Below are 23,524 nucleotides of genomic sequence, written 5' to 3'. Positions count from 1 at the left end.
CGTCCTGAGCCAGGATCAAACTCTCCGTTGAAGACTCTAGAATCACCCGAAGGCGAATCAGAAGTATCTCGAACCAGAGTCCGAAAACCTAGCAATCGTCGGCTGGAAAATTAGCCGACTTAAATGTCCAACCACCCTCACGGGGGTGAGAATGATTGGAACCAAATTTAATATTTGGCACTGACATTCATCGACACACTATTGAGTTCTCAAAGAACACACGCACACACCAACTCCCGGGCTCTAGTCCCGCTTGTCGGTGAGGCTGCTTTCAAAGCTTAGCTCAGAGCTCGCAGCAGAACCAAATCCGCTGGTCGATCGAAACTAATGTGATCATCAGGCGCTCCTCGTCCAACCTCGTTTCCCAGGCCCTTGGGGCTCCGGGTCGGTGTCCGTGTCGCTCTGACCTGGACTAAGTTACGTGTTGCTACGAACAGAAGTCAAATCGGCTGGTCAGAGGCATAATTCGCGGGTGTACGTGTGTGCTTGGTCGATTACCAGTGGCATCGCCGACGAGTTCGCGGAAAGACTCCCCGGCAATAAGGAAACCGACTGGCGCGTTAGTTGGCTGCCCGGCCGCCTTGTCACTCGTGAACAAGCGATCGCCGCCATGGAATTGGTGGAACTTCTTCTCGACCCCGCGCATCCGAACGATCCCGCCACGCACGCGACCATCGCGGCCGCCGCCGCACTCCTCGGTATCCGTCCGATCGATGCCGCCGCCGTGCTCTCCGAACGCCATCCCCGGCGCTGACCGGGGCGCGAATCCGAACCCCCACCGAATCCCGGTGCGGCACTTAGCATCACTGGGCATGCACGACATCAGTGACCTGCTGCACAAGATCCGCCACGGCCTCGACACCCAGGTCAGCCTGGCCCGGCTGCGGCGCGACCGCACCCTCGCCGACGCCGTCGCGGGCCGGACCGTGCTCATCACCGGGGCTTCCTCCGGGATCGGACGAGTCGCCGCCGTGCAGCTCGGCGCGGCCGGCGCCACCGTTCTCCTGGTCGCGCGCCGCGCTGACGAACTCGCGGACGCCGTCACCGAGATCGAGGCCGCGGGCGGGCGGGCCGCCGCCTACCCCTGCGACCTCAATGACTTCGAGGCGCTCGACGCCATGACCGCGAAGGTGCTCGCCGACCACGGCCGGGTGGACATCCTCGTCAACAATGCCGGGCGATCCATCCGCCGGCGGCTCGACGAGTCCTACGACCGGTTCCACGACTACGAGCGCACCATGCGGCTCAACTACTTCGCCGCGGTCCGGCTCATCCTCGCCTTCGCCCCCGCCATGCGGGACCGCCGCGACGGGCAGATCATCAACATCCTGTCGCTGGCCAACCTCTACGGCGGTCCCGGCTACGCCGCGTATGTCGCGTCCAAGGCCGCCCTCGACTCGCTCAGCACCAACCTGCAAGCCGAGACCCAGACCGAGAACCTCCGATTCACCTCGATCTACCTCCCCCTCGTCCGCACCGACATGATCACCGCCAACCCCGTCTACCAGCAGGCCACGGCCAACGCGCTCACCGCGGACGAGGGCGGCCGGATCATCTGCGACGCCATCATCGACCGCCCCCGCCGGCTGGCGCCGGTCATGGGCCGGGTCGCCGCGCTCATCGACAGCGTTCTCCCCGAACGCGCCGACACCATTCGCAACGCCCGCTTCCGCCGAGGCATGTGAACCCGGCCGCCGTCACCCGCGACGGCGGCCCCACAAGACGGCCAGCGCCAGCATCCACCCACTCCACAGCACGTACCCGGCGAAATTCGCCTGCTGCGTGCCCGGCACCTGCCACGGAGCGGCCACACCGAGCAGGATCAACGCCGCGGCCATGGTTCCGAGCACGGCGAACCAGCGCGGGAAACCCCGCCGCCGCAGGACCGATGCCACCAGCACCGTCCAGATCGCGGTCAGCGTGTAGCCGAGAGTCTCGCCGACGAACGAGCCCAGGATCCGGTTCCACAACTCGAAATCTGCTGTGGCCGAAGAACTTCCGACCTCGGACTCCGCGCGGTCGGCGAAGCCGGGCACCAGCAGCGGCCAGCGCAGCAGACCTGTCGCCTGCACCACACCCGCCGCCACACCGGCCCGTACGGCCCAGCGCATGCGCACGGAACGATCCGAACGGCCGACCAGCACCGCGATCGGAATCAGCAGCAGCGCACCACACACCAGCACCGAGAACCAGGCGACCACCGCCGACTCGTGTACCCGGAACAGCCCGAGCACCTCGGCACTCGGCCGGGACAGCACGCGCGGGTAGTCGAAGGCACTGCCCAGCCCGGAGAATCCGGCATTCATGCCGACCACGGCCGCGACGATCAGCAGCCGAACCGCCCAGCGGTCAGACCTCCCGGCGGGCCGGGCCGGCGGATTCTCCGACGGCAACCCCGCGGCGGGGGCCACCGGACGAGCGGCCGGACGCATCAGAGCACCTCCGCCGTCGTACCGAGCGCCGAGCCGGGGTGATCGGCGAGCATGGCGCGCAACGTCTCCTCCAGCGGTGTGGGTCGCAGTGCGAAGTGGGTGGTCGCCGCCGACGAGTCCAGGACGAAGGGGCGGTCGAACTGGTAGCGCAGCTCGCGCATTTCCCGGGCGTCGCGCAGGAACAGGCCCGCGGTCCAGAGCAGGGCGGCGGGCATGCGGCCGACCCGGGCGGGCGGCGCTCCGGCCACCGACGCGGTCAGGTCCGCCAGGGCGCGGACGGACAGCGGCGGCGCGGTGGGCACGTGCCAGGCTCGGCCCCAGGCGGTTTCGTCGTCGGCGACCGCGACCAGCAGGCGGGCCACGTCCTCGGTGGCGGTCCAGCTGTGCGGGGCGTCCAGGTCCGCGGGGACCAGGGCTCGCTTGCCCGCGAGCACGGCGGGCCACACCATCACGGTGAACGCCGAGGTCGCGGCCGGGCCGAGGTAGTCCGAACCGCGCACTTCCGCGGTGCGGATGCGATCGGATCGGTGGGCCGCCAGCTGCTCGGACCACAGGTCCGCGCGGACCCGGCCCTTCGCCGAATTCGGGTGCAGCGGGTGGGACTCGGACACCGGGCCGTCGAACTCGCCGTAGGCGTACAGGTTTCCGACGGTGATCAAGGGCGCGCCGGAGCGTTCGGCCACGGTCAGGATGGCGTGGTGCAGGGGCGGGAAATCCTGTGGCCAGCGGTGATAGGCGGGCTGGGCGCACTGGTAGAGGGCCGCCGCGCCCGCGCAGTGGGCGAGCAGCGCCCGCGGGTCGGTGGCGTCGGCGGTGATGCGATCGATGTTCGGGTGCTCGGGGCCGGAGCCGCTGCGGGTGACGATGCGGACATGGTCGCCCCGGGCGGCGAGCAGTCGCGCGGTGGCCGTGCCCACCGGACCCGCTCCTATAACGACGTGCAGGGACATGAGGTCCTCGATCCAGTCGGATGGGTGTTCCGAGAACACTGTTCTCGCACTCTCGACGGTAGAAGTGCACACCGTTTCCTGTCAAGAACACTGTTCTCTCAGTCGCCTACCGTTCTCCAAACGGTTTCCTGTTCTCTACACTGCGACCATGTCCGCCGGATCCCTGCGCGCCCGCGTCCGCACCGAGATGATCGAGGAGATCAAGGCCACCGCCCGCGCGCGGCTGGCCACCGACGGCGCCAACCTGTCGCTGCGCGGCGTCGCCCGCGACCTCGGCATCGTCGCCTCCGCGCTGTACCGCTACTTCCCCAGCCGCGACGACCTGCTCACCGCGCTCATCCTGGACGGCTACCGCTCCCTCGGCGCGGCCGCCACCGCCGCCCACGACGCCGCGCCCGCGAACAACCCACGCGCACAATGGCTTTCGGTCTGCACTGCGGTCCGCGACTGGGCCCTCGCCAACCCCACCGAATACGGCCTGCTCTACGGCAGCCCCATCCCCGGCTACGACGCGCCGAAGGACACCGTCGGCCCCGCCGCCACCGTCGTCCTGCTGCTCGCGGGCATCGCCACCCGCGCCGCGGCGGACGACCGGCTCACCCCCGCCGCCCTGCCGACTCCCCTGCCCGCCCCCGTCCGCGCGGACCTCCGCGTCCTCATCGAACAACAGTCCGCCGACCTCCCCGAAGAGGTCCTCGACCGCGTATTCGTAAGCTGGACACAGCTTTTCGGCCTGGTCACCTTCGAGATCTTCGGCCGCCTCGACGGCACCATCGACGCCGTCACCGACTACTTCCACCACCACATGAACCTGATGGCCGACCTCGTCGGCCTCCCCGCCACCGACTGATCACCCCGCCACCGACAGGGCGCACGGCAAACCGCCGTAGAACACGACACGCCCCCGCCACCCGACACCAGTCGCGACCCACCGGGAGCTCGAAGCACACCGCCACCTTCAACCGGGGCTCGGGGTGGGGGCCACCGGGTATTCAGCGCCGCCGCATTCCCCCATACACAGCACTGGGCCCGGTCACCGGGAGGTGACCGGGCCCAGGTTGTTCAAAAACCGTTGCCGGAAGGCAGGACTTAGAAGTCCATGCCGCCCATGCCGCCGGTCGGGTCGCCCGCGGGGGCGGCCTTCTCCGGCTTGTCGGCGACGACGGCCTCGGTGGTCAGGAACAGGGCCGCGATGGAGGCCGCGTTCTGCAGGGCCGAGCGGGTGACCTTGACCGGGTCGGCAACGCCGGCGGCCAGCAGGTCGACGTACTCGCCGGAGTCGGCGTTCAGGCCGTGGCCGTCGGGGAGGTTCGAGACCTTCTCGGCGACGACGCCGGGCTCCAGGCCCGCGTTGAAGGCGATCTGCTTCAGCGGCGCGGACAGCGCGACGCGAACGATGTTCGCACCGGTGGCCTCGTCACCCGACAGGGTCAGCGCGTCCAGGGCCGGAGACGACTGCAGCAGGGCCACGCCACCACCGGCGACGATGCCCTCTTCGACGGCAGCCTTCGCGTTGCGGACGGCGTCCTCGATGCGGTGCTTGCGCTCCTTGAGCTCGACCTCGGTGGCCGCGCCCGCCTTGATGACCGCGACACCGCCGGCCAGCTTGGCCAGACGCTCCTGCAGCTTCTCACGGTCGTAGTCCGAGTCCGAGTTCTCGATCTCGGTGCGGATCTGCTGCACGCGGCCCTTGATGGCCTCCGCGTCGCCCGCGCCCTCGACGATGGTGGTCTCGTCCTTGGTGATGACGACCTTGCGGGCCTGGCCCAGCAGCTCGATGCCGGCGGTCTCCAGCGAGAGGCCGACCTCTTCGCTGATGACCTCGCCACCGGTCAGGATGGCGATGTCGGCCAGCATGGCCTTGCGACGGTCACCGAAGCCCGGGGCCTTGACGGCGATGGACTTGAAGGTGCCACGGATCTTGTTCACGACCAGGGTCGACAGGGCCTCGCCCTCGACGTCCTCGGCGATGATCAGCAGCGGCTTGCCGGCCTGGATGACCTTCTCCAGCAGCGGCAGCAGGTCCTTGACGGTCGAGATCTTCGAACCGACGAGCAGGATGTACGGGTCCTCGAGGACCGCTTCCTGACGCTCGGGGTCGGTCACGAAGTAACCGGAGATGTAGCCCTTGTCGAAGCGCATGCCCTCGGTGAGCTCCAGCTGGAGACCGAAGGTGTTGCTCTCCTCGACGGTGATGACGCCTTCCTTGCCGACCTTGTCCATGGCCTCGGCGATGAGCTCACCGATGGACGAGTCGCCGGCCGAGATACCGGCGGTGGCGGCGATCTGCTCCTTGGTCTCGACCTCCTTGGCGGTGTCGAGCAGCTTGGCGGTGACGGCCTCGACGGCCTTCTCGATGCCGCGCTTCAGGCCGAGCGGGTTGGCGCCGGCGGCCACGTTGCGCAGGCCCTCACGGACCAGCGCCTGGGCCAGCACGGTGGCGGTGGTGGTGCCGTCACCCGCGACGTCGTCGGTCTTCTTGGCAACTTCCTTGACGAGCTCCGCGCCGATCTTCTCGTACGGGTCCTCGAGCTCGATTTCCTTCGCGATGGAGACACCGTCGTTGGTGATGGTGGGGGCGCCCCACTTCTTCTCCAGCACGACGTTGCGGCCCTTCGGGCCCAGGGTCACCTTGACGGCGTCAGCGAGGGCGTTCAGGCCACGCTCGAGTCCGCGGCGAGCCTCTTCGTCGTACGCAATTGTCTTGGCCATTGCGTTGAGATCCTCCAGATCTGGGGATTGACAGTGTTCTGGCCAGGCATGGTGCCCGCGACGGACGACCGAGGAGCTTGTTAACCAGCCCGGCCTCACCGCCCCGACCTAGCACTCACAGGTATGGAGTGCCAAACCCATTTCTAGCACTCACCCCCACCGACTGCAAGGTTGGGGCGCCGGGCCCCGAAACGCACGGAAGACCGCACGAGTCGCCTCGTGCGGTCCGGTCGCCCGCCCGGCGCTACGAGAAGTGCGAGCGGTCGTCGACCCGCAGCAGCAGGGCGATCAGCGCATCGGTGCGGCGCTCCTCCGGAGTGCGGGGCTCGCCGTGCTCGATGGTGACGAGTTCGGCGTCCTGCAGCAGGAGTTCGGCTTCGATGCGCATGATCGCCCGGATGAACGGAGGCGCGACCTCGGGTGGGAGGTCTCCGTTCACGATGTAGCCGCCGTCGGGCGTGTCCTCTGTGGAGACATAGCTGAGCGCGCGCAGCAGGTCAGCGCGCTGCTCCCCCGCAACTAGGTCGGAACTCTCGTCGTCCGCCATTCCACAATCGTATCTGCCGCAACATGCTCCCCAGGGGATCCGGCGCGAGGACACCGGTCCCGGGGCTTACATCACCAGGTCGGCAGCGGGGCGGAACGACACGCGGACTACTGCGTGTCCTCGGTGCCCGCCGGTGTGGCGGGCGCGGTCAGCGACGCCAGCAGGCCCGCGACGTCGGCCTGCACCGCGTCCTTGTCCAGCCCCAGACCGGACAGGATGCCCGCGCCGTGTTCCAGATCGAGCAGAGCGAGCAGCAGGTGCTCGGTGCCGACGTAGTTGTGGCCGAGTCGCAGCGCCTCCCGGAAGGTCAGCTCGAGAGCCTTCCGGGCCTGCGCGTCGAAGGGGATGAGCGGCGGGACCGGGTCACCGGTGGCGGCGGGCAGCGCGGCGGTGGCCACCCGGCGGACGGCGTCGGCGGAGATGCCCTTGGCCTCGATCACCTTGACCGCGAGGGACTCCGGCTCCGAGAGCAAGCCGAGAATCAGGTGTTCGGGGCGGGTTTCCAGATTGCCGACGGCCCGGGCCTCCTCCTGGGCGGCCATCACCACCTGGCGGGCACGCGGGGTGAAGCGGGCGAAACCGGCATTGGGGTCGAGAGCCGCCGCCTGCCCCGCATCTGCGGGGGTCTTGGGGACGAAGCGCTTCTGGGCGGCCTGCTTGGTGACGCCCATGCTCTGGCCGATATCGGTCCAGGACGCGCCGGAGCGGCGGGCCTGGTCGACGAAGTGGCCGATCAGATGGTCGGCCACCTCGCCGATGTGGTTGCCCAGCACCACGGCGTCGGAGAGCTGCTCGAGCACGTCGTCGGGGCGGGCCTTCTTGATGCCGTCGATCAGGTCGTCGAGGCGGATCGAGTTCGTCATTCGTCAACTGTAGGTTGACCAAGTGGGCTTGGTCAACCATTGGTTGACGATTCGGCGAGTCGGTCAGAGCTTTGCCGCCCGGCCCACCGCGCCCACGATCTGCTCCTTGATCCACGCCGCCGGACGGCCGGTCAGCGCGATGCTGCCGTTCGAGTCATCGGCCTTCATGAACTGGACCAGACCGTCCCGGCGACCCAGGCTCATGCAGGTCAGGACGAAGCGCGGGGTGAAGGGCCCCGGCTGCTTGCCGCGCAGCCGGGCCGCGACGGCCGCACCCAGGTACTTGCCCGCGGGCTGCGCCGCCTGGCACGACATCCGGGCCTCGCGGCCGTTGTGCCCGATCATCACCGCCGCGTCACCGACCGCGTACACATCGGCGAGACCGCGCACCCGCAGCCGATCGTCGACCAGCACCCGATCCCGCCCGTCCACCGGCAGACCCGAGCGGGCAGCCACCTCGGGCACCGTGAAACCCGTTGTCCAGAGCACGATGTCGGCGTCGACGTGGTCGCCGTCCACCAGATCGAGGCCGGTGGCGGTCACCGCCGCCACCTTGGCGACCCGCACCTCGACGCCGAGGCGATCCAGGACGGCGCGAATGTGCGCGACGGCTTTGGGGATCAACCAGCCGCCCGGCTCGTCCGAGCTGACCAGCACCACATCCAGGTCGGGGTTGGTCTCGGCCAGTTCGGTGGCGGTCTCCAGACCGGTCGCCCCGCCGCCGACCACGGCGACCCGGCCGGTGAGGGCGGGAATCCGGCGCACATCCTCCGACGTGGCCACGGTGTGCGCGAATTCGGCCGCGCCGGGCACCATCGAGAGATCGGCGCGGCTGCCCAGGGCGTAGATCAGCGAGTCGTACGCGACGGCCTCGCCGGTGGCCAGCTCGACACGGCGAGCCTCGGTGTCGATGCGCTCGGCGCGGCCGTTGACGAACTCGATCCCCTTGGCCGCCAAGGTCTTCCGCAGCTCCCAGCGGGCCACGTCCTGCCCGGCGGCGACCTGGTGCAGTCGCACCCGGTCCACGAATTCGGTGTGCAGGTCGATGACGGTGACGTGCGCGCCCTTGGCCTTGATCGCTTCCCCCGCCGCGGCCAGTCCCGCGTAGCCCGCACCCAGAACGACGATTCGATGCTGCCCGGTCATGAGAGTGCTCCATTCACTTCAGGTACACAATCGGCCCCGCTCGGTAGCCGACACCCTCTAGACCGGACAGCCCCGCGATCCCTGACAGAATTCGGGTGTGTCCCGCGTCACACGCGATCGTGCGACGCGAAATAGGTCAGCTTGTCCGGGTTCACCACGAGCTGGACCGAGGCGATCGAGTCGCCGTCGAAGCCGACGGAGATGGTGCCGAGCACGGCCCCGTCCGCGCGCACCACGAAGGCGGGCGCGGCATTGACCTCTTCGATCACGACGCTGATGTCGGCGCCGAAACTCGGGATCTTGCCGAACAGACCCAGCAGGTAGCGGGCCACCTTCTCCGCGCCGACGATCGGGCGCTTCGCGGCATTGACCTTGGAACCGCCGTCGGCCAGGGCCACGATATCGGCGGTGAACAGCGACTCGAGCGCGGCGAGATCACCGGATTGCGCTGCGCTGAGGAACTTTTCGACCAGTTCGCGCGCGTGCGCCGGGGCCGATTCGAAGCGCGGCTTCTCTTCGTGCACCCGGTGCGCGGCGCGGCGGTAGACCTGTTGCGCATTGGATTCGGTCAGACCGAGCATGTCCGCGATCTCGCGGTGCGCGTAGCCGAAGGCCTCGCGCAGCACGAACACCGCGCGTTCGGTGGGGCTGAGCCGTTCGGCCAGCGCCAGGAACGCCATCGACACCAGTTCCCGCTGTTCCGCCGATTCCAGCGGGCCGAGTTCGCCGTGGCCGGTGGGGACCGGTTCGGGCAGCCAGGGCCCGACGTAGGTCTCGCGGCGGGTGCGAGCCGAATCCAGCCAGGTGCGGCAGAGATTCACCAGGATGGTGGTCAGCCAGGCCTCGACGGAACGGATGTCGGTGCGGTCGGTGCCGTGCCAGCGCAGGTAGGTCTCCTGGACGGCGTCCTCGGCCTCGGCGGCGGATCCGAGCATGCGGTAGGCGAGCGCGAACAATCGCGGCCGATGCCGTTCGAATTCGAGCATTGGTGCCGCCTCCCCGGAAATTCTCCTGTGAGACTACTTGGGGGCCACCCTGATCGCGACGGCGACGGGAGTATTGGCGTAGGCCCCGGCCGAGCAGGCCAGCTTGGCGGTGCTGAGCGCGGCGGCGGGGCTGCCGTCCAGGAACGACCCCGGGTGCGCGGCCAGCACCTGCTGGATGACCTGCCGCTCGGCGTCCTCGGTGAGGTCGCGGAAGTCGGCGCAGGTGGTCTGCGCGCCATTGGGGGCGCTGGTCTTCTTGGCCACCGTCGCGACCGTGGGGACCCCGGCGGGGGCGTCGACGGGCGACTCGGCCGGGATCGCGGCCGAGGTCGGGGCGGCGCTGGTGGTTCTGGCCGCCGCGGAGGTGGTCTCGGCCTGCTTCAGGCCATTACTGCCACCGGCTTTGTCCGAGCCACAGCCGGTGAGAGCCGCGACCGAGGTGAGGGCCATCGCACCTGCGGTGAGGGCGACCATCGAAAGACGCTTCATACCCTGCTTTCCGAACTTTCCCGAGTGCCGAAGCGCCGGACCGGCCCGGCGCTCGCAGCAGCGTACCCGGCTCCGCCGGAGCCGAAAAGGAAAAGTCTGGTCGGCCGGTTTTTGCCGGCTGGAGAGCGGGTCAGTTCAGGCGCTGCTGCCAGTCCGCGGGCACCCGATCGCGCGGACCCGGCACCGCCTGATCGGCCGGATGCGAGGTCGGGGCGGCCAGGTCGGGACCGCCGCTGTACATGTCCTCGGTCTCGAAGTTGTAGAACCAGTCCTCACCGGGCTCATAGCTCTGGATGAACGGATGCCCGGTCTCCCGGAAGTGCTTGGTGCCGTGCTGACTCGGCGAATTGTCACAACAACCGATATGGCCGCACTCCGCGCAGCGCCGCAGATGGAACCACCAGCCGCCCGCGGCATCGCATTCCAGACAGCCCGCCCCGCTGGGCGGAACGCTCGGATCGATGCCCTTGATCTGCTCGGTCATCAGTTGCCTCCTGTCGTCGCCGGTTCCGCGTCGGCCTCGGCCGGGGCCGGGTTCGCCGCCTCCAGCGGCAGCCGCACGATGAAACGCGTGTTCCCGGGCTCGGATTCGACCCGGATATCGCCGTGATGCTTGTTCACCACGATCCGGAATGAGATGTCCAGGCCCAGCCCCGTGCCCTCGCCGACCGGTTTGGTGGTGAAGAACGGTTCGAAGATCCGGGTCCGGATCTCATCCGGCACGCCCGGCCCGGTATCGCCGATTTCCACTGCCGCGCAATCACTCTCGCGATAGGTACGGACGGTGAGCGTACCGCGCCCGCCCATCGCGGACACGGCGTTGTCGATCAGATTCGTCCACACCTGATTGAGTTCGGCCGCGTAGCACGGCACCAGCGGCAGCGCCGGGTCGTACTCCTTGACCACGGTGATGTCGTCGCCGATCTTGCGGGCCAGCATGACCAGCGTGCTGTCCAGCAGTTCGCGCAGATCCACGACCTGGAACGGGGCCCGGTCCATCTGCGAGTACTGCTTGGCCGCGTTCACCAGCGAGGAGATCCGATTGGTCGAGTCGGTGATCTCGTTCATCAGCAACTCGGTCTCGACGGTGTAGTTGAGCCAGCGCACCGCCCCCTCGAAAACGTCGGGGCCGCAGCCGGACAGCGTGCCGTGCACCTTCTCCAGCCAGTCCAGGTCGAAGCCGGCCTGCACGAAGTTCGGCGCGAGATCCCAGCCATTGCCGATGCCGTGGTCCTCGAGCCAGTCGCCGAGTTCGTCCTCCCGGTCGGCGGCCTCCATGGGCGTGAGCACCGGGGCCTTGGCGACCTGTGCGGCCGCTTCCTCCTGCAGACCGGCCAGCGCCTCCATCGTCTCGGAGTCGAACTTGCCGTGCGCCATCATCTTCAGCTTGTGCCGCATGCCCGCCACCCGATCGCGCAGCGAGGAGGTGGCGCGCACCGCGGCGGCGGCCGGATTGTTCAGCTCGTGGGTCAGGCCCGCCGACAACGAGCCCAGCGCCAGCAGCCGTTCCCGCTGGCCGATGCGCTCATTCGCATTGCGGTTTCCGAAGAAGACGCCCTCGAGCAGGTGCAGCGACATCGGAAACCACTGCTGCATCATCCGGGAGAAGGTGGCGGCGTCCAGCACGAAGAACTTCGACGGCCGGGTCACGTAGAACGACGCGGTGTAGATCTGGTCGATCTTGTCGCCCATGTAGGCCATCCACGCGCCGGAGTACGACCCGACGTGCTCGGTGCGGACGAGTTCGATCTCCTCGCCGCCCGAGTTCTTGGTCATCCGGACCTCGCCGTCCATCAGGACGTAGAAGCAGGTGGCCGGGTCGCCCTCGCGGAAAACCAGTCCGGGCTCGAACATTTCGACCCGCCCGTCGCGGCACAGCCAGGCCAGCTGCTCGTCGTCGAGCTTCTCGAACAGGAACAGGTGCCGCAGTTCGTTCGGGTCGCAGATCAATCGGGTGTTGCCCATATGCGCCTACTCCTACTGTTTCGCGAGCCAGCGGTGCACCAGCATGACGGCCATCGCGCCCTCGCCGACCGCCGAGGCCACCCGCTTCGCCGATTCCGAACGCACGTCACCGGCGACGAAGACGCCGGGCACGCTGGTCTCCAGATGCTGTGGGGGACGCGGCAGTTCCCAGCCCGCGGGCCGTTCGCCGTCCACCATGAGATCGGGTCCGGCCAGCACATAGCCGGCGTCGTCGCGTTTGACGATGCCGTCGAGCCAGTCGGTTTCCGGTGCGGCACCGATGAACAGGAACAACCGTTCGGCGTCCACCTTCTCTTCCGTCCCGGAGGCATTGTCGCGCAGCACGATCCGCTCCAGGTGGTCGTCGCCGTCGGCGGCCACCACCTCGGTGCGGGTGTGCACCTTGATGTTCGGGATCTGCGCGATCTGCTGGATCAGGTAGTGCGACATGGACGCTTCGAGCGATTCACCGCGCACCAGGATGTGCACCGTGCGGGCGCGCCGGGACAGGAACACCGCGGCCTGACCCGCCGAGTTCGCACCGCCCACGATGTAGACGTCCTTGTCGGCGCAGTCGCTGGCCTCGGTCATGGCGGAGCCGTAATAGACACCGCGGCCCGTGTATTCGTCGACGCCGGGCGCCGGGTGGTGGCGGTAGTTGACGCCGGTGGCGATCAGCACCGAATGCGCGGCGACACTGCCGCCGTCGGCGAACTTCACCACGCGCGCCGAACCGCAGGCCTCCAGGGCCACCACCTCGCGGGCGGTGATCAGTTCGGCCCCGAACTTCACGGCCTGGCGGCGGGCGCGGTCGGCGAGCTGGGCGCCGGACAGGCCGTCGGGGAAGCCGAGGTAGTTCTCGATGCGGGAGCTCTGCCCGGCCTGGCCGCCGGTGGCAGTGCGTTCGACGAGCACGGTGCGCAGGCCCTCGGACGCGCCGTAGACGGCCGCGCCCAGCCCAGCGGGCCCGCCGCCGACCACGATCAGGTCGTAGAAGTCGCTGGAGGCGTCGGTATTGAGGCCGACGCCCTCCGCCAGCTGCGCGTCGGTCGGCATGATCAGCACGTCGCCGCCGGGGTTGATGATGACCGGGCACTGGTCCTCGGTGGCGTTCGCCGCGGTCAGCAGGCGCGCGCCCTCCGGCTCGTCGACCTGGTACCAGCGATACGGCAACTGGTTGCGCGCCAGGAACTCCCGCACCTCCGAGCAGCGCGCCGACCAGCGGTGGCCCACCACCTTGGTCTCGGTCACCGGCTTGTGCTCGTCGCCGTGCCAGGCCTCCAGCAGCGCGTCGACGACCGGGTAGAGCTTCTCCTCCGGCGGATCCCACGGCTTGAGCAGGTAGTGGTCGAGGTCCACCACATTGATGGCCTCGATGGCGGCATTGGTGTCCGCGTAGGCGGTGAGCAGCACCCGGCGGGCGTAGGGGTGCAGGTCCATGGCCTGTTCGAGGAATTCGACGCCGTTCATCCCGGGCATCCGGTAGTCGGCGATCAGCACCGCGGCCGGCTGGCCGCGCAGTTTCATCTCACGCAGGGCATCGAGGGCGTCCGCGCCGGACTCCGCCCGCAGAATCCGGTAATCCGCCCCGTACCGGCGGCGCAGATCGCGCACGACGGCCCGCGAGACGCCGGGGTCGTCGTCGACGCTGAGAATGGCCGGCTTGACGGCAGAGGGTGAAGTCACCTGACCAGTATCGCGGACTCAAATTCGGTGATGCTGAATGAGATCCATCTCGGTCGGAGTCAATAATCGCTCGAGGCGTTCCTCGAGCGCCCGATTCGCCTTGCGGCCGGACGTCCCCGGTGGTTTGGATTCGGCGGAATCCGCATCGGTTCCGGGCTCGTCGGCAGGGAGGAGCGGGACGGTCTTGCTCTCCAGATGCAGAAGCGAACGCAGGTTCACGGCCGATCACCTCACGTTTCCCAATCGGAAGCAGGTGGCTGTGTCTGTAACTTCGTTTATCTCATATTGTGCGCCAGCCATTACATTTCGGACATCAACACCCCAACAATGTGACCCAAGCGATCTTGTCGCCCCGAATGACCCCGGGTCACATTTCATACGCCCAGGTCGGGACAGGTGATCCACGCCACGGCCGCACGGTGACCCAGGCCACGCGAACTAGGATGCCCGTAACCGACCGTCACGTCCCCGGAGGCAGCGTTGCCGAACACTCTCGAAGCCAGCATCGATATCGCGGCCGCGCCGGAGAAGGTCTGGGGCGTCGTCTCCGACCTGCAGCGGATCCGCGAGTTCAGCCCCAACACCCTGCGCATGCAGCCGCTGGGCCGCACGGTCCGCACCGGCACCTGGACGGTGAACCTGAACAAGGCCGAGGGCTACGTGTACCCGAGCACCTCGCGGATCGTGCGCTTCGAGCCCAACCACGCGCTGGCCTTCCGGATGAACGAGAACGGCACCGTCTGGAGCTACACCCTCGAGCCCACCGCGGACGGCGGCACCACGCTGATCCAGCGCCGCGACGTGCCCAAGGGCAAGCTGCCGGGCTGGCTGCAGCTCACCATCGACAAGGTCTTCGGCGGCGAGGCGGCCTTCGAGGGCGGGCTGGTCGACGGCATGAACGAAACCCTCGGCCGGATCAAGGAACTTCTGGAGCGCTGAGCGTAGGTTCGGCCTATGCGACGACTCACAGCGATCTGCGCCGCGGCCGCCGGTGTCGCGATGCTGGCGTCCGGATGCGGTAGCTCCGACTCGGGCGACCGCACCGTGACGGTCACCGGCACCGGCAAGGTCCAGGGCACCCCGGACGTGCTCAATGCCGACCTCGGCACCGAGGTCAGCGCGACCGATGTGTCCGCGGCGGTCGATCAGGCCAATGCCAAGGCGAAGGCCATCACCGACGCCATGGTCACCGCGGGCGCCAAGCGCGAGGACATCAAGACCAGCGACCTGTCCGTCCAGCCCGCTTATGGGCCGGAGGGACGCACCATCACCGGCTATCGCGCCACCAACACCATGCACGTGGCCGTGCGGGACCTGCCCAAGGCGTCCGGCATCCTGTCGGCCGCGGTGCAGGCGGGCGGCAACGACACCCGCATCAGCTCGGTCGCCTTCGGGCTCGAGGACAACACCAAGCTGCTGGCCGACGCCCGCGCCCGCGCCTTCGAGGACGCCAAGAGCCGCGCCCAGCAGTACGCGGACCTGTCCGGGCTGAAGCTGAAGAAGGTCAAGACCATCAGCGAGAACGGCAGCGGAACCAGCCCGACGCCGATGTACAAGGACGCCCTGCCCTCCGGGGCCGCGCCCACCATCAATCTCGAGCCAGGTCAGCAGACGGTCACGTTCACCGTGACCGCCGCCTGGGATATGGACTGACCGCTACTTCCAGTTCGGCAGCTGGACCACCTGGGCCGCGTAGGACAGGCCCGCACCGAAGGCGATGAGCAGGGCGGTGCCGCCGGGTTTGGCGTCGCCCTTGCGCATCATGGCCTCCATGGCCAGCGGTATCGAGGCGGCGGAGGTGTTGCCGGCTTCCTCGATGTCATTGGCCAGGGCGCAGTCCTCGGGAAGTTTCAGCACCCGGGCCATGATCTCGATGATCCGGCCGTTGGCCTGGTGCGGAACCATGGCGTCCAGATCGGCGGGGGTCAGCCCGGCCACCTCGATGGCCTCGCGGCAGACCTTCTCCAAAGAGTGTGCGGCCCAGCGGAACACGGCCGTACCCTCCATCGCGAGATAGGGCCGGACGGCGTCGAGACCGCGTTCCTCGATCTCGGTGAAGAACTCCATCCAGTCCTTGTCCTGGCGGATGGCGTGGTGCTGGGTGCCGTCCGAGCCCCACACGGTGGGCCCGATCCCGGCTTCGTCGGACGGGCCGATGACCACCGCGCCCGCGCCGTCGGCGAACAGGAAAGCCGTGCCACGGTCCTTCGGGTTGACCGTGGTGGTGAGCTTCTCCACGCCGATGACCAGCGCGTTGCGGGCGGTACCGCCCTTGACCAGATCCGAGGCCAACGCGACCGCGTGGCAGAAGCCCGCGCACCCGGCCGAGACGTCGAAGGCGGCCACATTCTGCAGGCCGAGTTCGGTGGCGATCTGCGGAGCCGCGGCAGGCGTCAGCAACAGCCAGGTAGAGGTCGCGACGATGACACAGTCGATCGTGGCTGGATCGACTTCCGCGGCGTCGATGGCGTCGCGGGCGGCCGCGGCGCTCATGCTGATGATCGTCTCCTCGGGGGAGGCGAAGCGCCGGGTGCGGATGCCGGACCGGGTCCGGATCCATTCGTCGCTGGAATCTATCGGCCCCGCCACCTCGTCGTTGGTGACGATTCGCTCCGGCCGGTACACGCCGAGCCCGAGCATTGCCGTGTGCTCTGCCCCGCTGATCGAGGCAATTCGAGCAGACATTGGTTCTCCCTTATGTACTGCGTACTGCGCGTCGAACGTGACCTTCATCGAGTTCCCCCACCCCCGCGGCCGGAATGCCGCATACATGAGGCTCCCTCAGCTTAATCCGGACAGCTTCTCATGGCTGTGCTTCCGCTCACAATTAGGCATACGTTGACCAGTGCTTCACATACCGCTGGGAGATCGTTCTCCGAGGCCTTGGGCAACCGAGAACGCGAGCGTCCGACGCGCTTCCCGTAGTGTGTGACGCGGTCTATGACCGCAACCATCCGCGCATGAAAGAGGAGCTCGTGGCCCGTCGCCCCACCCCGCCCGGCACCCCGGAAACGACCGGACTCGGTCACGTGGCCGACCTGGTCCGATCCTCCATTCCACCGCTGCACCCGGCCGGCCTGCCGTTCGTGGCGGCGCCGCTGGCGGTGGCCGCGCTGGGCTTCCGCCGGAAGTGGGTGCGGCGCACCGGACTCGCGGCCGCCGCGGCCTGTGCCACGTTCTTCCGGCACCCGCACCGGGTGCCGCCGAACCGCCCCGGCGTGGTGGTCGCGCCCGCCGACGGCGAGGTCGCGCTGGTCGACACCGCGGTGCCGCCGGCCGAGCTCGGCCTGGGTGACGCCCCGCTGCCGCGGGTGAGCATCTTCCTGTCGGTGCTGGACGTGCACGTGCAGCGGGTGCCGGTGAGCGGCCTGGTGGAGCAGGTCGCCTACCAGAAGGGCCACTTCCTCTCGGCCGACCTGCCCGAGGCCAGCGACCGCAACGAGCGCAACAGCATGGTCATCGAGACCGAGTCGGGGCAGCGGATCGTGATCGTGCAGATCGCCGGTCTGCTGGCTCGCCGCATCGTGTGCGAGGCCAAGGCCGGCGACAAGCTGAGCATCGGCGACACCTACGGCCTGATCCGTTTCGGATCGCGCGTCGACACCTACTTCCCGGCCGGGACCAAGCTGTTGGTCACCCCCGGGCAGCGCACCATCGGTGCGGAAACGGTACTGGCCGAACTGGATTCATGATGGAGCAACTCGCGCCCGCGCCGTCCGCGCGCCGCCGCAACCGCACCATCCGGCTGCTGCCCAGCATGGTCACCGTGCTCGGCCTGTGCTCGGGCCTGTCGGCGGTGAAGTTCGCCATCCAGGGGCAGCTGGGGTTCGCGCTGGCGCTGGTCGGCGCGGCCGCGGTGTTCGACATGCTGGACGGCCGGATCGCCCGCATGCTGGACGCCACCTCCAAGATGGGCGCGGAACTGGATTCGCTGTCGGACGCGATCGCGTTCGGCGTCACGCCCGCCCTGGTGCTGTACGTGACCTTCCTGCACGCCGACAGCATCGGCTGGGTGCTGGCCTTGATGTTCGCGGTCTGCATGGTGCTGCGGCTGGCCCGTTTCAACACCCTGATGGACGACGACAACCGGCCGGACTGGCAGCGGGAGTACTTCGTCGGGGTGCCCGCGCCCGCGGGCGCGTTGATCGTGCTGACGCCCATCGCGCTGTCGGAGCAGTTCGGCGACGGCTGGTGGGTCAGCTTCCCGATGGTGGCGGTGTGGACCGTGCTGACCGGTCTGCTGTGTGTGAGCACGCTGCCGACGCTGGCCGTCAAGTCGGTGTCGGTGGCACCGCGGACCGCGCCGATCCTGCTGGTGCTGGTCGCCCTGGCGGCCGCGCTGCTGGTCACCTACCCGCTGATCCTGATGATGGCGCTGGTGGTGATGTACCTGGGCCACATCCCGTTCGCGGTGCACTCCGCGCGCTGGGTGGCCGCACGGCCGGAAACCTGGAACCACAAGCCCGCCGAGCGCCGCGCCCAGCGCAAGGCCCAGCGCCGCGAACGGCCCCTGGCCGGACGGGTGCCGCGGGTGTCGACCGCTCGGCTGCGGCTACGCCGTCCCGGCCAGCGCGGATGACCGGCCCGCGCGGATAGCCACCGGCGGCCGGTTCCCGCGGGCAGAATTGACGGGTGCCGGAATTCACGCTGACCGCGCAACGCAACTCCTCGGGCGGCGACGCCCGCTGGGGGCTGGTGCGCCTGCACCCCGAAGTCCTGATGGCGCTGGCCCTGCACCCGGGGCAGGGCGTCACCCTGACCGGCGGGCGGCGCACCACTGCCGTGGTGGGGACGTTCAAGCCGTCGCAGGGCTTCGGCACCGGCGTCGCCCTGCTCGACGAGGTGACGCTGTCGAACGCGAAGGTGCGCGACGGCGGTGACGTCACCATCGCCCCGGCCACCGAGTCCGACGCCCGCCGCGTCTCGGTGACGGGCTCGTCGCTGGCCATGGCCGCGATTCCGGAGTCCACGCTGCGGCAGGCGCTGCTGGGGAAGATCGTCACCGTGGGCGACACCGTCACCCTGCTCCCGCGTGACCTGCTGCCCAGCGACAATCCGGCCGCGGCCCGGAAGGCGTTGAAGGGCTTGGGGATCGCCTGGACCTCCGAGGTGCTGACGGTGGTGGCCACCGAGCCGTATCCGGGCCCGGTCACCATCCTGCCGAGTACGGCGGTGACGCTGGGTACGACCTTCAGCTCGACCGACGCACCGCTCGGCCTGCTCGACGACGTCCCGCTCGACAGCTCGCCGATCGTCGCCGCCGAGCGCCCGGTGACGACCGCCCCGACCTCGGCGGTGGCCGTCGCCGATCTGGCCGGGGTGCAGGCCCAGGCCGCGAAGCTGCGGGAATGGCTGAATCTGGCGTTGGACGAGCCCGAGCTGCTGAAGGCGCTGGGCGCGAGTTCGCAGCTGGGCGTGCTGATCACGGGCCCGGCGGGCGTCGGCAAGGCGACGCTGGCGCGGGCGGTGGTGGGTTCGCGGCGACTGGTGGAACTGGACGGCCCGGCGGTCGGCGCGACCGAGAGCGGCCAACGTTTCCGCGATGTCGGCGACACCATGCAGGAGATCGGTTCCGGCGCGGGCGGAGTCCTGCTGATCACCGATATCGACGCGCTGCTGCCGGCCGAGGCCGAGCCGGTGGCCACCATGATCCTGGACCAGCTGCGCCGGGCGATCGCGCTGCCCGCGGTGGCGGTGCTGGCGACCACCTCGAATCCGCTGGGCCTGGACGCGCGGCTGCGCGGACCCGAATTGTTCGACCGGCAGGTGTCGCTGCCGCTGCCGACCGCCGTGGTACGGGCCGCGCTGCTCGAGCAGTTGTTGCGCAAGGCCCCCACCGAGGACCTCAAGGTCGACGAGATCGCGCTGCGGACACCGGGATTCGTGGTGTCGGATCTGGCGGCGCTGGTCCGTGAGGCGGCGCTGCGGGCGGCGGCCCGGGCCAGCCGCGAACACCACGACAGCGGTCAGGACGTGGATCCGGTACTGCGGCAGGAGGATCTGGCCGGGGCGCTGGAGGTGATCCGCCCGCTGTCGCGGTCCGGCTCGGAGGAATTGTCCATCGGCAACCTGAGTCTCGACGATGTCGGCGACATGGTGGAGACCAAGCAGGCGTTGACGGAGGCGGTGCTGTGGCCGCTCAAGCATCCGGATTCGTTCGCGCGCCTGGGGATCGAGCCGCCGCGCGGGGTGCTGCTGTACGGGCCGCCGGGCTGCGGCAAGACTTTCCTGGTGCGGGCGCTGGCCGGGTCCGGGCAGTTGAGCGTGCACGCGGTGAAGGGCGCGGAGCTGATGGACAAGTGGGTCGGGTCCTCGGAGCGGGCGGTGCGCGAGTTGTTCCAGCGCGCACGCGATTCCGCGCCGTCGCTGATCTTCCTCGACGAGGTGGACGCGCTGGCGCCGCAGCGCGGGCAGTCCTCGGATTCGGGGGTGTCGGATCGGGTGGTGGCGGCCCTGCTCACCGAGTTGGACGGGGTGGAGCCGCTGCGGGACGTGGTGGTGGTCGGCGCGACCAACCGCCCGGATCTGATCGACTCGGCGCTGACCCGGCCGGGCCGGTTGGAGCGGCTGGTGTTCGTGCCGCCGCCGGACGCCGACGCCCGGGCCGAGATCCTGCGCACCGCGGCCGCATCGGTGCCGCTGGCCAAGGATGTGAATCTGCGGCGGCTGGCCCGTGAGCTGGACGGCTACTCGGCGGCGGACTGTTCGGCCCTGTTGCGGGAGGCGGCGCTGGCCGCCATGCGCCGCGATGTGGATGCCGGGGAGGTGACGGCGGCGGATGTGGCGTCCGCGCGCAAGGCGGTGCGGCCGTCGCTGGATCCGGTGCAGGTGGAGTCGTTGCGCTTGTTCGCGGCGAAGCGGGAGATGTCGGGTCCGCCCGGCGACCCGTCGGGCTATGTCTGAGTTGATGTGCCCGGTCTGATTCCTCCGCCTACGCCCGAATGTGGCCAGAAGTTCGCCAAAAATCTACAAAGTAAGCGAGTCGGACCGATCGACACCCCGAGGGCCGGTACTTTTGCGCAGGTGAGGTCGTACAAGGTCGCTACCGAAACGATCACCGCGCTGGTCGCAGCACTGGTTGCTGGCCTCGCGCTGACCTTGCCCATCGACTTCGGCTGGACCTCACAGAGTTCCGCTCTGCAACTGGATCTGCTCGCCTACAGCCTGCCCCGCGCCATCTCGGCGGGCGTGCTCATCGCCATGATCGTGGCGGTGCTGATCACCACCATGGGCAGCCCGTCGGTGGCCTGGTCGACCACGGTGGGCGGGCTGCTGGTGCTGGTCGCCAACCACACCCTGGGCCACGCGAACGACCCGAATTCCTCGCTGTCCACGATGAACTTCATCGACTCGCTGTCGGGCGGCGTGATCCTGGGCGCGCTCGGCGCGGCGGTGCTGCACCACAAGCTGCCCGCCTTCGCCTGGACGCTGGGCGTTCTGATCAGCCTGCTGCTGGGTTCGGTGAATCCGGTGCCGCGGGTGGGCGGCGGCAGCATCACCGACAACCTGAAGGACCACTGGCAGGCCTCGGACATGCCGCCCATGTGGATGGTGCTGCTGGCCTTCGCACTGGCCGTGTTCTCGCTGCTGATCAATCGGAAAGGACCGGCCGCGCAACGGCTGTCGATCGAGCTGCCGCTGGCCCCGATCCTGGCGGGCCTGCTGCTGGTGCTGATCACCTTGTTCAGCGCGGAGTGGCTGGCCCGGCACGGCGGCAGCGTGGCGGGCATCGTGCTCGCCGTGGTGACCTCGGTCGGCACCGCCATGATCGCGTCCATGCTGTTGCCGGGGCGGGACGGGGAGATCGTGTTGATCGCGGTGGGCGTCGGCGCGGTGGGCGCGGCGACCATCGCGGCGGAGATGCCGGCCTGGTCGATCCCGCTGCTGGTGGCGGTGGGCGCGTCCGGCATGTGGGCGGGCAGTCAGGTGTCCGCGCCGATGCCGGCCCTGTGGCTGTCCATGCTGGTCGGGGTGTCGACGGCGCTCACCAGCGACTCCTCCGAGGCGTGGCTGATCGTGGGCAGCGCGGCGCTGGTGTCCTGGCTGCTCGGTTTCGGCCTGCTGGCGGCCCGGCCGCGGTACGTGCCGAGCCGGGTGCTGGGGACCTCCCTGTTGTTCGTGCCGTCGGCGGTGCTGGGCATGCGGGATTACGTGGCGCGCGGCGACTACGCGATGCAGTCGGGCAATTCGGGGATGTGCGCGGTCAGCTCGGGGTCCACCGCGACGCCGGGCTGGACCTCGGTGCTGGTGGCGGGCGGCTGTCTGGCGGGCATGTTCCTGCTGCGGCGGCTGCGGCCGCTGCCGGTGCCGTCCGCGGCCACCCCGCCCGAGGGGGCGTCGAACGGGAACACCGCCGGCTAGACCGGGTCAGGCGTTTGCGGCGAGGTCCAGTCGCGCGGCCGGAGCGGTGGCGGGTTCGGCGAACCAGGTCCGGTAGAAGGCCGTCACGTAGGCGGCGAACAGGCCGATCACGAGGGCGCCCGCCGGGACCGGGTGCTCGGCGAATTCGACCGACAGGTACCGGTAGGACAGCAGCAGTCCGGTGAACAGCGCGGCCCCCGCGCCGACCAGCTGGACGCGGGCGCGGTCCCAGCCGCGTTCGGGTGCGCGCAGCGCGGATTCGATGGCCAGGCACAGCACCGCGCCCGCGACCAGGTCCGCGCCGTAGTGGTACCCGAAGCCCAGGGTGGCCCCGATGGTGGCGAGCAGCCAGAAGGTTCCGCCCCAGCGCAGCCAGGTCGGGGCGGGCGCGCCGGTCAGCGGGTCGCGGCGGGAGTGGACGAAGATCGACAGCGCCCAGGCGGTGTGCAGCGACGGCATGCAGTTGCGCGGGGCGAATCGGTCGAAGGCGATCGAGCCGGGTGAGAGGTCCACCGGCGGCACCACATTCGGCCAGTAGGTGCCGAGCGAGAAGGCGTGCCCTTCGGCGCCGTAGGCGAAGATCGGTCCGACGACCGGGAATATGACGTAGAAGAGCGGCCCGATCAGCCCGATCACCAGGAAGGTCCGCACCAGGTAGTGCCCCGGCCACTGCCCCGTCTTCACAACGTTGCGCAGCTGCCAGATGGTCACGATCATCGCGCCGACGGGCAGTTCGATGTACACCCAGTGCAGGACCGCGGAAGCCACCGGCCCCAGCCATTCGAGCAGTTGCCCGACCATCCAGGAGGGGTCGCCGAGGGCGTGGTCCACCAGCACGATGTGCTCGTCGAGGACGCGGGGTCCGGCGAGCACGGTGATGCCGAGCCAGACGTCGGCGACCTTGCTGGACAGCACCAGCAGGATGCCGAGCGCGGCGGCGTGCAGCGCGTTGGAGCGATCCTTGCCCTGCCATTGCCAGAGGGCGAGCCCGAGGATGCCGAGCAGCACGAGCACCGGCCCGTTGCCCATGGCGAGCGGACCGCCGGAGAGGCCGCGAATCGTCTGGTAGGCGACGTCGATGCCGAGCGCCGTGCCGACGGCCACGAAACGCCGCCGCCAGTTCAGTCCGATGAGCGCGAGGCCGAGTCCGGCCCACGGCACCGTGAAGGATTTGGCATTGCCCGCGAAGTCGGCCCAGATGCTCTCCAGCGGACCGGTGAAGTGATGCTGGGAGGCGACGATCTGCAGGACCAGGAGCGCCAGTGCGCCGACGGTCAGCACGGCCGTCAGCCGGACGCGCGGCGACGGCATCCGCATCCCTGATCGGCGTGCTGCGCCGCCGGTCTGGGAACGCGGATCGTCGAGCAACATCCAGCCATAGTAAACG

The 23,524-nt window shown here is 69.1% G+C and carries 22 protein-coding genes; 9 read left to right on the top strand and 13 right to left on the bottom strand.

The window, feature by feature from the left end:
* The first annotated feature begins 421 nt into the window (after positions 1-421).
* Together ABZ382_RS27790 and ABZ382_RS27785 are read left to right on the top strand one after the other, a co-directional pair.
* Positions 422-754 (top strand): hypothetical protein, encoded by a 333-nt coding sequence (locus tag ABZ382_RS27790; protein ID WP_357094634.1) that lies wholly within the window; start codon positions 422-424, stop codon positions 752-754.
* Between the two features lie 58 nt (positions 755-812).
* On the top strand, positions 813-1,685 hold the full coding sequence (locus tag ABZ382_RS27785; protein ID WP_357094631.1) for an SDR family NAD(P)-dependent oxidoreductase: 873 nt from the start codon (positions 813-815) through the stop codon (positions 1,683-1,685).
* Between the two features lie 12 nt (positions 1,686-1,697).
* On the opposite strand, the gene ABZ382_RS27780 is transcribed toward ABZ382_RS27785, so the two are convergent.
* The gene (locus ABZ382_RS27780; protein WP_357094628.1) at positions 1,698-2,432 is read right to left on the bottom strand and encodes a DUF4386 domain-containing protein; all 735 of its coding nucleotides are present in this window, start codon (positions 2,430-2,432) and stop codon (positions 1,698-1,700) included.
* Positions 2,432-3,382 carry an NAD-dependent epimerase/dehydratase family protein gene (locus ABZ382_RS27775; RefSeq protein WP_357094626.1) on the bottom strand — a complete coding sequence of 317 codons (951 nt, stop codon included), beginning with the start codon at positions 3,380-3,382 and terminating at the stop codon, positions 2,432-2,434. Before ABZ382_RS27775 ends, ABZ382_RS27780 begins: the two co-directional genes overlap by 1 nt.
* Positions 3,383-3,530: 148 nt before the next feature.
* Between ABZ382_RS27775 and ABZ382_RS27770 the strand changes: the two genes are divergently transcribed.
* A complete protein-coding gene (locus ABZ382_RS27770; protein WP_357094623.1) occupies positions 3,531-4,232 on the top strand; it encodes a TetR/AcrR family transcriptional regulator in 702 nt (233 codons plus the stop codon).
* 239 nt (positions 4,233-4,471) lie between these two features.
* Here ABZ382_RS27770 and groL read toward each other — a convergent pair whose 3' ends face one another.
* The 9 genes from groL to ABZ382_RS27725 all read right to left on the bottom strand — a co-directional run bounded on the left by groL (position 4,472) and on the right by ABZ382_RS27725 (position 13,776).
* Positions 4,472-6,094: a chaperonin GroEL gene (groL, locus tag ABZ382_RS27765; RefSeq protein ID WP_357094620.1), complete on the bottom strand. Its 1,623-nt coding sequence runs from the start codon at positions 6,092-6,094 to the stop codon at positions 4,472-4,474.
* Between the two features lie 244 nt (positions 6,095-6,338).
* Positions 6,339-6,641, bottom strand: coding sequence for a hypothetical protein (locus ABZ382_RS27760; protein ID WP_357094617.1), 303 nt, complete (start codon positions 6,639-6,641; stop codon positions 6,339-6,341).
* Between the two features lie 107 nt (positions 6,642-6,748).
* A complete protein-coding gene (locus ABZ382_RS27755; protein ID WP_357094614.1) occupies positions 6,749-7,504 on the bottom strand; it encodes a Clp protease N-terminal domain-containing protein in 756 nt (251 codons plus the stop codon).
* Positions 7,505-7,567: 63 nt separating this feature from the next.
* Positions 7,568-8,650: an FAD-dependent oxidoreductase gene (locus ABZ382_RS27750; protein ID WP_357094612.1), complete on the bottom strand. Its 1,083-nt coding sequence runs from the start codon at positions 8,648-8,650 to the stop codon at positions 7,568-7,570.
* Positions 8,651-8,757: 107 nt separating this feature from the next.
* Positions 8,758-9,636 (bottom strand): RNA polymerase sigma-70 factor, encoded by an 879-nt coding sequence (locus tag ABZ382_RS27745; RefSeq protein WP_357094609.1) that lies wholly within the window; start codon positions 9,634-9,636, stop codon positions 8,758-8,760.
* 33 nt (positions 9,637-9,669) lie between these two features.
* Positions 9,670-10,125 carry a hypothetical protein gene (locus tag ABZ382_RS27740; protein ID WP_357094606.1) on the bottom strand — a complete coding sequence of 152 codons (456 nt, stop codon included), beginning with the start codon at positions 10,123-10,125 and terminating at the stop codon, positions 9,670-9,672.
* 130 nt (positions 10,126-10,255) lie between these two features.
* Positions 10,256-10,609, bottom strand: coding sequence for a UBP-type zinc finger domain-containing protein (locus ABZ382_RS27735; RefSeq protein WP_357094604.1), 354 nt, complete (start codon positions 10,607-10,609; stop codon positions 10,256-10,258).
* Positions 10,609-12,090, bottom strand: coding sequence for an ATP-binding protein (locus ABZ382_RS27730; RefSeq protein WP_357094601.1), 1,482 nt, complete (start codon positions 12,088-12,090; stop codon positions 10,609-10,611). Before ABZ382_RS27730 ends, ABZ382_RS27735 begins: the two co-directional genes overlap by 1 nt.
* Before the next feature lie 12 nt (positions 12,091-12,102).
* Complete coding sequence (locus ABZ382_RS27725; protein ID WP_357094598.1) at positions 12,103-13,776, bottom strand: FAD-dependent oxidoreductase; 1,674 nt, start codon at positions 13,774-13,776, stop codon at positions 12,103-12,105.
* Positions 13,777-14,256: 480 nt separating this feature from the next.
* Here ABZ382_RS27725 and ABZ382_RS27720 point away from each other — a divergent pair, with 480 nt between their 5' ends.
* A complete protein-coding gene (locus ABZ382_RS27720; protein WP_357094595.1) occupies positions 14,257-14,715 on the top strand; it encodes an SRPBCC family protein in 459 nt (152 codons plus the stop codon).
* A 15-nt stretch (positions 14,716-14,730) separates the two neighbouring features.
* A complete protein-coding gene (locus ABZ382_RS27715; protein ID WP_357094592.1) occupies positions 14,731-15,429 on the top strand; it encodes an SIMPL domain-containing protein in 699 nt (232 codons plus the stop codon).
* 3 nt (positions 15,430-15,432) lie between these two features.
* On the opposite strand, the gene ABZ382_RS27710 is transcribed toward ABZ382_RS27715, so the two are convergent.
* Positions 15,433-16,461: a beta-ketoacyl-ACP synthase III gene (locus ABZ382_RS27710; RefSeq protein ID WP_357094589.1), complete on the bottom strand. Its 1,029-nt coding sequence runs from the start codon at positions 16,459-16,461 to the stop codon at positions 15,433-15,435.
* 290 nt (positions 16,462-16,751) lie between these two features.
* Here ABZ382_RS27710 and ABZ382_RS27705 point away from each other — a divergent pair, with 290 nt between their 5' ends.
* From ABZ382_RS27705 to ABZ382_RS27690, 4 genes are all read left to right on the top strand, one after another.
* Positions 16,752-17,468: a phosphatidylserine decarboxylase gene (locus tag ABZ382_RS27705; protein ID WP_357094679.1), complete on the top strand. Its 717-nt coding sequence runs from the start codon at positions 16,752-16,754 to the stop codon at positions 17,466-17,468.
* Positions 17,465-18,355: a CDP-diacylglycerol--serine O-phosphatidyltransferase gene (pssA, locus tag ABZ382_RS27700; RefSeq protein WP_357094587.1), complete on the top strand. Its 891-nt coding sequence runs from the start codon at positions 17,465-17,467 to the stop codon at positions 18,353-18,355. Before ABZ382_RS27705 ends, pssA begins: the two co-directional genes overlap by 4 nt.
* Before the next feature lie 53 nt (positions 18,356-18,408).
* Positions 18,409-20,679 carry an AAA family ATPase gene (locus ABZ382_RS27695; RefSeq protein WP_357094584.1) on the top strand — a complete coding sequence of 757 codons (2,271 nt, stop codon included), beginning with the start codon at positions 18,409-18,411 and terminating at the stop codon, positions 20,677-20,679.
* A 120-nt stretch (positions 20,680-20,799) separates the two neighbouring features.
* Entirely contained in the window at positions 20,800-22,137 is a 1,338-nt protein-coding gene (locus tag ABZ382_RS27690) for a hypothetical protein (RefSeq protein ID WP_357094581.1), read from the top strand.
* A 6-nt stretch (positions 22,138-22,143) separates the two neighbouring features.
* On the opposite strand, the gene ABZ382_RS27685 is transcribed toward ABZ382_RS27690, so the two are convergent.
* Positions 22,144-23,508 (bottom strand): DUF5933 domain-containing protein, encoded by a 1,365-nt coding sequence (locus ABZ382_RS27685; protein ID WP_357094579.1) that lies wholly within the window; start codon positions 23,506-23,508, stop codon positions 22,144-22,146.
* Between the last annotated feature and the right edge of the window lie 16 nt (positions 23,509-23,524).

The organism is Nocardia sp. NPDC005825 (assembly GCF_040630175.1).
Taxonomy (GTDB): domain Bacteria; phylum Actinomycetota; class Actinomycetes; order Mycobacteriales; family Mycobacteriaceae; genus Nocardia.
This window is presented reverse-complemented; position numbering and strand designations above follow the sequence as displayed.